Genomic DNA, 12604 nt, shown 5'->3' on the forward strand with positions numbered 1-12604 from the left:
GGATGCATTCCTGGATTGCTTCGCTTCGCTCGCAATGACGGAGTGTGTGGTGGGCAGCGCCGTTCTTCAATTCGCATTTCGCTTGCAGACACGCTTCCGCATCCTCGCGGCATTTCTCGCCCGAGCTTTGCTTCTCGCTCACCCTCAATTGAAAGAGGGCGCAGGGAAGACCGGGTGCCGGCCGGGCACCCACGGTCCACTGTGCGAAAGGTGGCAACGAAGAATTTGCACAGCGGCATACAGGTGAAGCCAAACATCCGGCCTTCCCTGCGCAGTGGCTTTACGGCTTATGTCGTGCTCTCCCCGGGGAGCGATGCACTATTGCCCCCGTCGCCTTGCGGATGGCTGACGCGTGGGCCCGGTTGGGCCGCTCACATCACCACAAGACTTGGCGCACAGACCCCGGGCGCCAGGACCACACGATTTTGCCGTACGCCGATGACACCGGTCGTATGCGCGAGGTCTTTGCTCACGGCTCTCCGCCCTGCAAAGCCTTTTCGCGCCAACGCCATCAGCGTCCACCGCCCCTCGGCCCGCGTTCGTGACGATCGCGATACGCCCCTCTTCCTTGGGCCGGGTTGCGCGAGACATACGCGATTTCCGAATTTCGGTAAAGCGGAATATTTGGGCCGCGTGCGTTGACCTAGCGCTCGCGTGTTTTGCCCGTCGGGCAACGCAAGGGATGGTGGCCTACCCCGCTAATCCTCGCTGGAGGCCGCCGAGCGGTTGCGCAAATAGGCCTGGGACAGCAGGAAGAACAACGCGCGTTCGCCCTGATATTTGGCGGACGGGCGCGTGCGCGCGAAGCCGTCGGCAAATATCTTGCCGGACTGGTCGCACACCTGCCACCGCCAGCCGAACCGCTTGCGCCTGGTGAGGATCACTTCGAACATGTCGACAAGCCTGGTCCCCTGCTCCATGCCGGTCCTGCAAGGCATGAGCCTGCTCCGGCTTCCCCCCGTTGGACGGACGCCAGACATATAGCGCAGCAGGATGGAAAGAGAATAAAATTGATTATCGGAAATACGTACCGTCCACGATCGTAAGCAAGACGCGCTGCTGCTGGAATAAGCCGATGCCGCCGGTGTTTGCTGGTCCCTGCACGTAATGATGACGCTACCAGTGTTCACAACAGAACACAGAGAGGGGTCCGAGGTTACCTGGCAGAAACCCACTGACGGTGACGGTAACAGAAGATGCACATCCGTGCGCGCGATGAGAATCGTCGTGCCGGAGCCTCTCGCCGCCGGCTGCCCTTAGCGCGCGATGACCTCGACTTCGCCGTCGACGCCGTTGACGACGTTGAATCCGCGCTCGTAGACCTTGCCCTCGTTCTTGGCGATGGCGCGGTACTCGCCTTCGGACAGCACGACGCGCGGGAACGCGCCGATCGATTCCTTGATGACGTCGCCGCCGGGGGTCAGCACCGACCAGGCGGTGTTGGCGAGCGCCTCGCCGCCCCTGTCGCTGACCAGCTTGAGCGTGATGACGGCGGCGCGGTGGGTGATGGTGACGTCGGTGAGCTTGCCGGCCTGGACGCGGATGTCCGAGCGCACCACCGAATTGGCATCGCCGTAGTTGGAGACGATGTAATAGGTGCCCTCCGGGATCAGCACGACGTCGCCGGCGGCGACGTTCGGCACCAGGGAAGCGCGCTCGCCGGATTCGAACTGGCTGCCCTTGTAGATCGCGAATGAGATCTGGTTCTGCGGAATGCGGCTGGTGCCGACGCGGCCCTCGATGCGCAGGCCGCCGGCCGGCAGCACGAAGGATTCGCGATTGGTCTCGGACTTCAGGCTGACGGTGCGCACCGCGCTGACGAGGCCGAAGGCGACGTGGACGACATAATTGCCGGGCGGCAGCACGATGTTCGGCGTCCCGCTGCGGTCCTCGCGGATCAGCTTGAAGGTGCCGTTCTCGTCGGGCCGGTCGGCAAACACGCGCCAGACCAGGCCGCTGGTGATCGGGGCCGAGTCCTTGCCGTACTTCGCCGTCAGCGACAGCACGCCCTGTCCGGGCACGGCCGCATTCAGCGGGGCGGCGGGCGGCACGGTCGAGACAGCGGGCGGTGGCATGCTCGGGGTCGCCGGCTGCATCAGGGTCGGCGGCAGGCTTGGCGGTCCCGCGCCCAGCCCGGAGGGCGGCGCCAGGCTGACAGCGTTGCCTGGGTCGGGCACCGAGGCCGGCGGTACCGGCGGCGGACGATCCGAGAAAAGCTGCGCCAGGGCGGCATTTCGGCCGGAAGTAAAGAGGCATGCGGCAAGGACGAGCGCCGGCAGCAGCCTGCTGCTGCGCCGCCATCCGCTGATGCCGTCACCCCCGCGTGTCATGGTCCCTGCTTTTCACCGAAAACGCGGCAAATTCAAGCCTCTGAAACCCCAGGGAATACGGCCCTGGACCTTCGGTGGAACCGGCTTGAGGGTTGCGTGATTAGCCCCGTGGCAACCGGCCCTCGCCATATTCCTGCCCCGTGCCCTTTCCAAAGCGGCATAAACCATGCTTCGCGCCTGATATGGCGGAGCGCAAGTGCGATGCCTAGTCTGACGATGCGGGCTGGCCCGGCGTAGGAGAGTTTCGGTGCTAGACAGATTGAAAGGCCGGGGCGCGAACGGCTCGAACGGCGAGAAAGTGGGCGAAAAAGTCGGCGAAAAAGTTGGCCTGGGCAGCATCCGCCGGCCGGTGATCGGCCTTGCCCTCGGCGGCGGCGCGGCGCGCGGCTTTGCCCATATCGGAATCCTGAGGACCCTGATTGCCAATGGAATCGTGCCCGATGTCGTGGTCGGCACGTCAATCGGCGCCGTGGTCGGCGGCCTCCACGCGGCCGGCCGGCTCGATACGTTCGAGGAATGGGGGCGCAGCCTGCAAGGGATGCGCAACATTCTCGGCTATCTCGATATCCGTCTCAACGGCTCCGGCCTGCTCGGTGGCGAGAAGCTCGCGACCCGGCTCGAGGAGGCGATCGGGCAGATCCTGATCGAGGACCTGCCCATCAAGTTCGCGAGCGTCGCGACCGAGGTTCGCACCGGCCACGAGATCTGGCTGACGCGCGGCCGCGTGGTCGATGCCATGCGCGCCTCATACGCCCTGCCCGGCATCTTCGCGCCCGTGCTGATCGGCGACCGCTGGCTGGTCGACGGCGCGCTGGTGAACCCGGTGCCGGTCTCGGCCGCCCGCGCGCTCGGCGCCGAAATCGTCATCGCCGCAAATCTTTCCAGCGACATCTTCACCCATTCCACCACGATCTATTCGCACGGCGCAGTGCCCGCCCCGGTCGTACCGGTGGCCGAGGAGCCGACGGCGAAGCGGCGCTTCCCGCGCCTGTTCTCGCCCGAGAAGACGATGAAGCGCGAGTTCTTCGGCGGTAACGGCCGGCCCGGCATCTCCTCGGTGATGGTGGACGCCTTCAACATCATGCAGGACCGCATCACCCGCGCCCGTCTCGCCGGCGATCCGCCCGACATGCTGATCACGCCGCGGGTCGGTCAGTTCGGCTGGTTCGACTTCCACCGCTCCGAAGACCTGATCGCACATGGCACGCGCGCTGCGGAGCGTGCACTGGAGTCCATCCAGGAGGCGATCCACGTGCTGGCGCCGGCGCCCGCGGGCATCGCGCCGAAAGCGGACGAGCCGAAAGCGGGAGACTTGGCCTGATCAGGCAGTCTTGATGTAGTCGCGCAGGGCTTCCTGCTCGCTCTCGTATTCCTGGACGCGGCGCTTGACGATGTCGCCGATCGAGATCAGGCCGACCACCTTGCCGTTGTCGATCACGGGCAGATGACGGAACTTGCCGGTCGTCATCATCTCCATGAGCTCGGCGACGGTGTCGGTCTCCTTGCAGGTCACGACCTTGCGGGTCATCACCTCCGAGACCGGCGCCTCCAGCACGCCGGCGCCGCGCTCGCCGAGCACGCGCACAATGTCGCGCTCCGACAGGATGCCCTCGAGCCGGCTCTGGCTCATCACCAGCACCGCGCCGATCTTCTTCTCGCCGAGCAGCTTGATCGCGTCCGCCAGCTTGGCGTCGGGCTCGACGCTCATGATCTGGTGGCCCTTGGTGTTCAGAATGGAACGTACCGTCATCGTCGCCTCCCTGAATCCGAGCCGTCCGCCTTTGGCGGTTCGGACTTGTTCGCGAGTCTTCAACTAACAGTTACAGCGCCGGTTTCACGCTCGTGCGCTTTGCGAAGCATCGCCGCTAAGGACGTGTCGCTTCGGAACATTCTTCGCGGGAATGATGGATGAATTCGGGCCGCGTCGCAAGCGCCGCTTCAGATACGGTCTGAAACGTCCCGTGATGACGCATCCGCAGCATCGCTTCGCACGCGCGGCACGGGATCGAACAGCGCGAACAACAACAGGCCGGCGAAGAAGCCGCCGATATGCGCCTGCCAGGCCACGCTCGTGGTTTCCGCATCGACCCCGATCGCGCCCACGCCGAAGATGATGTTGATGCCGAACCAAACGGCGAGGAAGCCGACCACCCGCCCGTCGCGGAGCGCGCGCGACAGCGGCAGCGCCGGAACTTTCGCGGCGGTATCGGCATCCGATCGGCTGAACGACAGGAAGCTGCCGCGGACGAAGGCAAAGCGGATTGCGGCTGCCATCGCGCCCGACACTGAGGCCGAGGCGCCGATCATCGGCGCCACCGCATGCTCATGGGTGATGAGATGGGCGAGCGCGCCGGCCGCCGCCGTCACGGCCAGGAAGACGAAGAACCTGACGGTGCCGAAACGCCGCGCCAACGCGCTGCCGAACGGCAAGAGCCACAGCACGTTGAAGCCAAGATGGGTGAGATTGGCGTGCAGCAGCGAATAGGTGACGAAGGTCCAGACCTTCGCCCCCGCCCCGCCCGGGATCTGCAGATTGAGCAGCGAGGAATCGTAGCGCTTCGGGATGAAGCCGAAGACGTCGATGGTCCAGTTCTCGAGCTCGGGCGGTAGCAGCACGTGCAGATGGATCACCGCCAGCAGCAGGATATAGGCGGTCAGCGCCGGAGGCAGCGTCAGGATCGGCTCGCGCGGAGCCTCCACGACGGCCGGCGGGCCCGGCTCAGGACCTTGCGGCGACGAATCTTGCGGGGAATCCAAGGCAGCTTCGCTTTCGGGCGACATCGGGGCGACAGACTTGGAGATAGGCGCCTTTGCCGTCCCTGCGCAAGTGCACAAAAGGAAAAGGCAGGGCCGAAGCCCTGCCTGTCCGTGTCGGTCTTCCGGTGGCCGGAGAGACAAGGCGTATCCCCACCCCTCCCCGCGGCCCGTGACCAAACTGTTTGACGCCCTGTACAGGCCCCGCCGAGAACCTGGAGAAAAGCGGCGAGGCTTGCGACCGCGGTCACCATAGCAGGCGCGCGGCCGGCACGAAGCGCATAGTTAATTTAACGTTAACGACGTAAAGGCCGGCCCAAGAAGCCTGAAAACGCGCCGGCGGCATGGACGCTGCAAATCCCCTCCTGCACAACAACAGAAGGGATCGCGGGTGCACTGAAGCGGGACAAGTCTGTCCCTTCGAGGTTGCACCCCCGGGGCGAGCGTTCAGTCATGAAACATCCGTCGAGCCGCGCGTTCTTCGCGTATTGGGACAAGAAGCGCGGCACTGCACGGGCTCCTGACCGGGCCGACATCGACCCGGCCGCGGTCCGCGGCCTGCTCGGCGACATCTTCGTGCTGTCCTGCGAGCCGAACCTCGGCTTCCCGTTCCGCGTCGCCGGCACGCGCGTCTGCGCGCTCGCGGGAACCGACCTCAAGGACCGCAGCTTTGCGGCGCTGTTCATAGAAGCAAGCCGCAGCGAGATCGAGGAAATCACGACGATCGTCGCCGACGAGACGCTGGGCGCGATCGCCGGCGTCACCGCCGCGCGCGAGGACGGCAGCAAGGCGCATCTCGAGCTCCTGCTGCTGCCCTTCAACGCCCGCCCGCATACGCCGGTCAGCGTCACCGGCGTGCTCGCGCCGTTCGACGACGAATGCGGCACGTTGTCCGCCTTCACCCTCACTTCCTGGCGCTACCTGCACCAGCCGGAGAAACTCCTGCCGCGCGCCATCCGCAAATTGCAGATCGCGCGCGGGCTGATGGTGTATGAGGGGCTGCGATAGAGCCCCTGCAGACGTGCGGCGATCCTGCGATGGATCGCCGCGCGGCATGACCGTTTTTGCCGGATTTGCGTCATTCCTGATGTCGATGCGACCGGATAGCTTCCGCGCCGCGTGAGACGAGCGGGGTGACATCATGATGAGCTGGCGCAATCTGGCGTGGACTGCCCTCGGCGGCATGACATTGCTGGCAGGGATCGGCGCGACCTGGCTGCTACTGCTGCCCGCCGCGCCAGCCTCGGGACCCGCGCCTGCGATTTCCAGAGACGAAACCGAATCGACCCTGGCGGCGCTGAAACCGCCGAAACGCAAGCGACCCTTGATCGCCATCGTCGGCATCAACGACATGAGCGAGACCACCGATTACCTGATGCCCTACGGCATTCTCGCCCGCGCCGACATTGCCGACGTCCTCACCTTGTCGACGCAGCCAGGGCCCGTCACGCTCTATCCCGCCCTCAAGGTGCAGCCGCATGCGACCATCGCCGAGTTCGATGCCGCGCACCCCGATGGCGCCGACTACGTCATCGTGCCGGCGATGAGCCGCGACGACGACGCAACGGTCTTGCACTGGATCAGGAGCCAAGCCGGCAAGGGCGCGATTGTGATCGGCGTGTGCGTCGGTGCCACGGTTGTTGCCAACACCGGGCTGCTCGACGGCAAGCGGGCCACGACGCATTGGTATTCCGTGGGCGATCTGAAGAAGCATTCGACGATCCGCTACGCGGCGGACCGCAGGCTGGTCGTCGACCAGGGCGTCGCGACGACCACTGGCATCACCGCATCCATGCCGATGGCCCTCACCTTGATCGAGGCGATCGCCGGCCGCGCCAAGGCCGAGGCGGTCGCCGGCGACATCGGCCTTGCGCGATGGGACGCACGCCACCGCAGCGACGCGTTCAGCTTCACACGCCCCTTCGCGCTGACGGCGATCGCAAACACGCTCGCATTCTGGAAGCGCGAGCAACTCGGCATCGCGTTGACGCCTGATGTCGACGAGGTCTCGCTCGCCCTGATCGCCGATGCGTGGTCGCGCACCTACCGCTCGCGCGCCCTCACCTTCGCCGCCACGGCAGAGGCGCGGACCAGCCGCAGCGGTCTTCGCATCCTGCCGGACCGCATTGCCGGGAGCTGGCCGGCGGAGCAGGCTGTGCCGGATTCCGGCGCCTCGCCGCCGGCGCGGGCGCTGGACGAAACGCTGCGCGCGATCGAGACGCGCTACGGAGCACGCACGGCCGACTTCGTGGCGATGCAGCTGGAATATCCGCGATAACGACCGCCAGGATCTTTCCCGCTGCGCGCATCGCCGCGGCGGAATAGATTGGAAGGACACCACGGAACGACGGATCGACATGAGCAAGCCGCATTGGCGTCCCGCGCGCGCCTCCGACCTTCCTGCGATAAGCGCGATTGCGGCACGCATCCATCCGGCGTTGCCCGAACGCGAAGAGGTGCTGGCGGAGAAGATCAGGCTTTGCCCGGAGGGCTGCGGCGTGCTCGATACGGACCAGGGCATCATCGGCTACGGGCTGGCACATCCCTGGATGCGGTACCGAATTCCGCCGCTCGACGGCTTTCTGCAAGCATTGCCCGATCGCGCCGACTGTCTCTACATCCACGACGTCGCGGTATTGCCGGAGTTCCGCGGCGGCGTCGTGCGCGCTTATGTCGGTGATATCGAGAAGCTGGCGCGTGCATCACGCATCAGAACGCTCGCGCTGGTCTCGGTCTACGGCACGCCGCCGCTATGGGAACGCGTCGGCTTTCGGACCGTGACGGCGGACGCCGAGTTGCACGCAAAGCTCGCATCCTACGGCGACGGCGCGACCTACATGCTGCGCGACCTCGCCGCGACGTAATGCCCGTCCCCGGGCAAATTGATCGGATTGCTTCGCAGGACGCCGTCAGGCTGCTTCTTCACGCCGCCCCCGCGCGGAACGACTGCCTACCCCCGGACTTCCCGTCTCGTAGACCCACGCCTCCTTGGCAAACCACTCGTGCGTTGCCGCACACATCTCGCAATAGGTGCGAGAGAAGAACACTGCACTGCACCGAAATCGTTCGCGGTCCATCTCGATGCCGGTCGAAATGGCTCGGCCCGTTTCCGGGCACTTGATCATCACCATACCCATCTGATTTCCTCCAGCTCGGCATCCCTTCACGGAAAGGCGTCGCCGCCATCAGCCGGACGGCGTCTCTTCTGGCGAAGACGCTCGTCCGCCGATTCACGCGGCCGATAGCCTCGATTCAAGCTGCCCTGTGCAGAACCCGGTTGAAGCTCTTCTTGATCGGCTCGGCCGTCTCGGTCGCAACCTTCTGGGCAAGGTCCCAAAGCTCCCGGTTATGCCCGGAAGCCATTTCAAAGGTCCTGCGGGTGTGGGTGGTGGAGAGGTTCACGACATCCGCAAACGACCTTGCATCGGCGAGCTGGGACAGGAATTCCAGGGTGGAGCTGGTATTGATTTTCGATATTTCGATGACCTTGGTGCCGTAGTCGGCGGCACGCGTGGCATTGGTCGCACAGGCTTCGCGGAAAGCGTCGGTGATCTCCTCGGAAGCCGCCTTCATCTGCTCGAGATTTGCCTTGGCCCGCGCGGCGCCCTGCTCGGCAAGATCGCCGAAGATCTCCTGGATATTGAAAAACGGCACGTCGAACTTGAGCCTTGCACCACCATTCCCACCCGCGGGAGTGGCATTCGTCTCGGCTTTCACAGTGGCATCATGCATCGTCATTCCATCCTTTCACGCGAAACCAGATGTTGGATTGAAGACTCTCAGAAGCTCCCGGGTGCGGGCCGCACCGGGAAACCAGTGCCCCTACTCTCAAAATGGAGGGATGCTGCTGATGAGCTGCTCTCGCCCCCCTGCCGATGCCAACTATGACCAACCAGGATCGGACCTTCAGTTCGCTTTCAGACTCTCGACTTGATTAAATTCGATTCAAGCGACGCCTCGCCGCAGGCGCCGCTCTTGCCGCTTTGAGTTTGCCGAAAAGGATTCTGCCAACTCGAGAAGGCGCGGGCTCGCAGGCGCGTCCGGATGGCACCATGTTACTGATTGATTGCGCCATAGCGCACCGCGCGAGCCTTCGGCGGCGTTAGTCTGGCCGGGGCCGGAAAGCGGCAGATCAGCCCCGACGCTTCTTCTTCGCATTTTTCTCGGGCGCGCCCTTCGCAGGCCACGGCGTGACCGAAGGCTCTGCATGGCCGGGCTTGTTCTTGTGCTTCTTTTTCTTTCCGAAAGAACGCGCATCACCGAATTTCGACGCGCGCTCGCCCTGAGGCTTGCTGCGCGACTTGAATCCACTCGCCTCGCGCGGGCGATCCTCGCGCCGTTCATGATGAGCGCCGGCCTCGCGCTGCGGCGCGCGGGGGCGCTCCTGAGGAGCTTCTTGCCGGTCCGGCGCATCCGTCATCGGCTCGATCCGGATGCTGTCTTCCTTGTCGGGACGCTTGATCTTTGCCGCAAAGGATTCGGCGACCCGCTGGGAGATCTCGAACTCGGTGGTGGTGTCCATGATCCTGATGGCGCCGATGTCGCGCTTGTCGATGCCGCCGCGGCGACAGATCATCGGCAGCAGCCAGCGCGCTTCCGCGTTCTTGCGGCGCCCGATGGCGGCGCGAAACCAGACGCTGCCATCCGCCATGGCGTGCTTCGAGGATTTCCCAGCCTTCGACCGCGGCTTGGCGCGGTCCTCGCCCTGTTCGGACCTATCACGCCCGCGTTCCGGCCTGCCGCTTCGCTCGCCGGGATCGATGATGTCCTCGGGCGACGGCAGCCGCGCGCGATAAAGCCGCGCGAGCGCGGCGGCGATGTCCTCGGCCGAGCGCTCGGCCAATAGCGATTGCGCCAAAGCCAGATCGTCGGGACCAGTCTCCTCCGTGAACAGCACGTCCTTCATGCGCGCATGATCGAGCTTGCGGATGTCTTCCGCCTGCGGCGCCGTGCCCCAGACCGCGTCGACCCCTGCGAGATCGAGCAGCAGCTCGGCGCGCCGCCGCCGCGCGGGCGGCACCAGCAGGACGCTCGTCCCCTTCCGGCCCGCGCGCCCGGTGCGGCCCGAGCGATGCTGCAAGACCTCGGCGTCGTTGGGCAAATCGGCATGGATGACGAGGTCGAGGCTCGGCAGGTCGATGCCGCGGGCGGCAACGTCGGTCGCAACGCAGACGCGGGCGCGCCCGTCGCGTAGCGACTGCAGCGCCAGGGTGCGTTCGTTCTGCGTCAATTCACCCGACAGCGCGACCACCGAAAAGCCGCGCTCCAGGAGCGCGGCTTGCAAATGCCTGACAGCATCGCGCGTGCTGCAGAACACCAGCGCGCTCGGCGCCTCGTAGAAGCGCAGCACGTTGACGACGGCATGCTCGACGTCGGCGGGCGCGATGCGGATCGCGCGGTATTCGATATCGGCGTGGCCGCCCTCGTCGCCGGCGACCTCGATCCGGAAGGCGTCGCGCTGATATTGCCGCGCCAGCGCGACGATGCCGCGCGGAAACGTCGCCGAGAACAGCAAGGTGCGGCGCGTCTGCGGCGTGGTCTCGAGGATGAATTCCATGTCCTCGCGAAAGCCGAGATTGAGCATCTCGTCGGCTTCGTCGAGCACAACCGCGGCGAGCTCGGAAATGTCGAGACGGCCGCGCCGCAGATGATCGCACAGACGCCCGGGGGTGCCGACGACGATATGCGCGCCGGCGGCGAGCTCGCGCTGCTCGCGCCGCGGATCCATGCCGCCAACGCAAGAGACGACACGCCCGCCGGCATGCCCATAGAGCCAGGCCAGCTCGCGCTGAACCTGGAGCGCGAGTTCGCGGGTCGGCGCCACGATCAAGGCGAGCGGCGCGGCCGCTGGTGCGAACTGCTCGGCGTCATCGAGGATGTTCTTTGCGATGGCCAAGCCGTAAGCGACGGTCTTGCCGGAACCGGTCTGGGCCGAGACCAGGAGGTCGCGGCTGGTGGCTTCATGGGCGAGCACCGCGAGCTGGACGGGCGTCAGTGAATCATAGTTCCGCTCGGCCAAAGCGCGGGCGAGCGGCGGGGTCAGGGCCGGAAGAGACACGAGATGGGAAACCTTGTTTGATTCAGGCGCGCAAACGGTGAACCGGCGCCCCGAGCTGCGTGCGCGGCAAACGGCCCGACCGCACGCTGATTTGATCTGGGCGCTCTTTACGCCAAGCGCCCGGAAATCACCATAGCCGTGATGCATGGCTTGACGACGAGCCGCGCCTGAAGCTTGCAGCGGATTTTTGCGGCCAGCTCGATTAACCTTAGCGCGGCGGGATCGGCCTATAGCCGAGCCACGCTCACGTCTGGCGATATGGGGAATAAAGATGCGATTGGCGGTCATTTCCGACATCCACGGCAATCTCGCCGCGCTGGAGGCGGTGCTGGCGGATATCAAGACGCGGGGCGTCGATCGGATAGTCAACCTCGGCGACTGCGTCACCAGCCCGTTGTGGCCGAGGGAAACGTTCGAATTCCTCCAATCGCTGGCGTTGCCGACCGTGCGCGGAAATCATGATCGCTGGATCGAGGAGTTTCCGGACGACAAGCTCTCGCCGGCAGGTCTGTTTGCGCGCAACGCACTGACTGCAGAGCAGCGTCGTGCACTTCACAACCTACCCTCCCAGCTGCGACTGGACGACGGCATCCTGGCCTGCCATGGCACGCCCGACAGCGATACGGCGTGCCTGCTGGAGGACGCACTCGACGACGGCCGCTTCGTGCCGGCACGCCGCGACGTGCTGGAAGCACGCCTTGCGAGCGAGCCGGCGGCGCGCGTGGTGCTGTGTGGCCATAGCCACCGCCCGGCCGTCGTTCACGGGCCGCGCGAATGTCTGGTCCTCAATCCCGGCAGCGTCGGATGCCCTGTTTTCGCTGACATTCCCTTTGCCGCGAAACTGGAACACCGCTCGCCTCACGCCCGCTACGCGATCCTCACCAAGGGCAAAAGGGGCTGGCAGGTCGAGCTGCTGGCCCTCGAATACGACTGGGAGGCCGCCTCGGCGCGCGCGCTCGCCAACAACCGTCCGGACTGGGCGCACGCCATGTTGTCGGGATACGTCAAATAGAATTTCTCAGATCTCGGCGTACACCTCCAGCAGATTCCCGTCGGGATCGCGGAAGAACAGCGTGCGATGGCCGAAGGGCTGGTTGGTCGGCGGTGACAGCAGCGCCACGCCTTGCCGCACGAGTTCATCGGCGCACGCGTCGACCTCTGCAGCAGAGACCTTGAAGGCCAGCTGCAGCGAGGCGCTGCCCGCTGGCGTCGGTGCATCGCTGGCGGTGCGGCTCGGCCTTGCCAGCACCAACGTGTTGCTGCCGAGGCCGTACTCGATCCAGTTCGGCGACAGCTCGCGCGAGAGCGGGAACGCGAGGACGTCTTCGTAGAAGCAGCGCATCGCCGCCATGTCGCGCACGAAGATGACGGTGTAGTCGATCGCGCGGATGGCGTTGAAGGGGGAGCTCCGGTTTGGGTCGGCCGTCTCTTCGTTTTTCATTTGGTCGCTCATCTCGGCTAC

General features: G+C 65.4%; 13 protein-coding genes. 5 read left to right on the forward strand and 8 right to left on the reverse strand.

Going from position 1 to position 12604, the window contains the following annotated elements; all coding sequences use genetic code 11:
* Positions 1-698 precede the first annotated feature (698 nt).
* Together I6F09_RS05910 and I6F09_RS05915 are read right to left on the reverse strand one after the other, a co-directional pair.
* Positions 699-938: a hypothetical protein gene (locus tag I6F09_RS05910; RefSeq protein ID WP_225185566.1), complete on the reverse strand. Its 240-nt coding sequence runs from the start codon at positions 936-938 to the stop codon at positions 699-701.
* Between the two features lie 318 nt (positions 939-1256).
* On the reverse strand, positions 1257-2330 hold the full coding sequence (locus tag I6F09_RS05915) for a hypothetical protein (RefSeq protein WP_225187655.1): 1074 nt from the start codon (positions 2328-2330) through the stop codon (positions 1257-1259).
* A gap of 247 nt (positions 2331-2577) precedes the next feature.
* On the opposite strand from I6F09_RS05915, the gene I6F09_RS05920 reads away from it, so the two are divergent.
* A complete protein-coding gene (locus I6F09_RS05920; RefSeq protein WP_036015237.1) occupies positions 2578-3651 on the forward strand; it encodes a patatin-like phospholipase family protein in 1074 nt (357 codons plus the stop codon).
* Here the strand turns inward: I6F09_RS05920 and I6F09_RS05925 are convergent, their stop codons facing one another.
* Both I6F09_RS05925 and I6F09_RS05930 read right to left on the reverse strand, forming a co-directional pair.
* Complete coding sequence (locus tag I6F09_RS05925) at positions 3652-4080, reverse strand: CBS domain-containing protein (RefSeq protein ID WP_036015240.1); 429 nt, start codon at positions 4078-4080, stop codon at positions 3652-3654. It lies immediately after the preceding gene.
* Between the two features lie 188 nt (positions 4081-4268).
* Complete coding sequence (locus tag I6F09_RS05930; RefSeq protein WP_036015285.1) at positions 4269-5087, reverse strand: rhomboid family intramembrane serine protease; 819 nt, start codon at positions 5085-5087, stop codon at positions 4269-4271.
* A 450-nt stretch (positions 5088-5537) separates the two neighbouring features.
* Here I6F09_RS05930 and I6F09_RS05935 point away from each other — a divergent pair, with 450 nt between their 5' ends.
* The 3 genes from I6F09_RS05935 (at position 5538) to I6F09_RS05945 (ending at position 7948) form a co-directional block, all read left to right on the forward strand.
* On the forward strand, positions 5538-6092 hold the full coding sequence (locus tag I6F09_RS05935) for a PAS domain-containing protein (protein ID WP_225187656.1): 555 nt from the start codon (positions 5538-5540) through the stop codon (positions 6090-6092).
* Between the two features lie 136 nt (positions 6093-6228).
* Positions 6229-7362, forward strand: a complete 1134-nt coding sequence (locus I6F09_RS05940) for a DJ-1/PfpI family protein (RefSeq protein WP_225115095.1) — start codon at positions 6229-6231, stop codon at positions 7360-7362.
* A 79-nt stretch (positions 7363-7441) separates the two neighbouring features.
* Positions 7442-7948 carry a GNAT family N-acetyltransferase gene (locus tag I6F09_RS05945; protein WP_225187657.1) on the forward strand — a complete coding sequence of 169 codons (507 nt, stop codon included), beginning with the start codon at positions 7442-7444 and terminating at the stop codon, positions 7946-7948.
* Between the two features lie 45 nt (positions 7949-7993).
* Here the strand turns inward: I6F09_RS05945 and I6F09_RS05950 are convergent, their stop codons facing one another.
* The 3 genes from I6F09_RS05950 to I6F09_RS05960 form a co-directional block, all read right to left on the reverse strand.
* The gene (locus I6F09_RS05950) at positions 7994-8221 is read right to left on the reverse strand and encodes a hypothetical protein (RefSeq protein ID WP_225115087.1); all 228 of its coding nucleotides are present in this window, start codon (positions 8219-8221) and stop codon (positions 7994-7996) included.
* Between the two features lie 115 nt (positions 8222-8336).
* A complete protein-coding gene (locus tag I6F09_RS05955) occupies positions 8337-8822 on the reverse strand; it encodes a phasin (RefSeq protein ID WP_225157111.1) in 486 nt (161 codons plus the stop codon).
* Positions 8823-9216: 394 nt separating this feature from the next.
* Positions 9217-11142 carry a DEAD/DEAH box helicase gene (locus I6F09_RS05960; protein ID WP_225157110.1) on the reverse strand — a complete coding sequence of 642 codons (1926 nt, stop codon included), beginning with the start codon at positions 11140-11142 and terminating at the stop codon, positions 9217-9219.
* A 271-nt stretch (positions 11143-11413) separates the two neighbouring features.
* On the opposite strand from I6F09_RS05960, the gene I6F09_RS05965 reads away from it, so the two are divergent.
* A complete protein-coding gene (locus I6F09_RS05965) occupies positions 11414-12154 on the forward strand; it encodes a metallophosphoesterase family protein (RefSeq protein ID WP_036015251.1) in 741 nt (246 codons plus the stop codon).
* Between the two features lie 6 nt (positions 12155-12160).
* On the opposite strand, the gene I6F09_RS05970 is transcribed toward I6F09_RS05965, so the two are convergent.
* Positions 12161-12583 (reverse strand): VOC family protein, encoded by a 423-nt coding sequence (locus tag I6F09_RS05970; RefSeq protein WP_225187658.1) that lies wholly within the window; start codon positions 12581-12583, stop codon positions 12161-12163.
* Positions 12584-12604 lie beyond the last annotated feature (21 nt).

It is taken from the genome of Bradyrhizobium sp. IC3195, assembly GCF_020193585.1.
In the GTDB taxonomy this organism is placed as follows: domain Bacteria; phylum Pseudomonadota; class Alphaproteobacteria; order Rhizobiales; family Xanthobacteraceae; genus Bradyrhizobium; species Bradyrhizobium yuanmingense.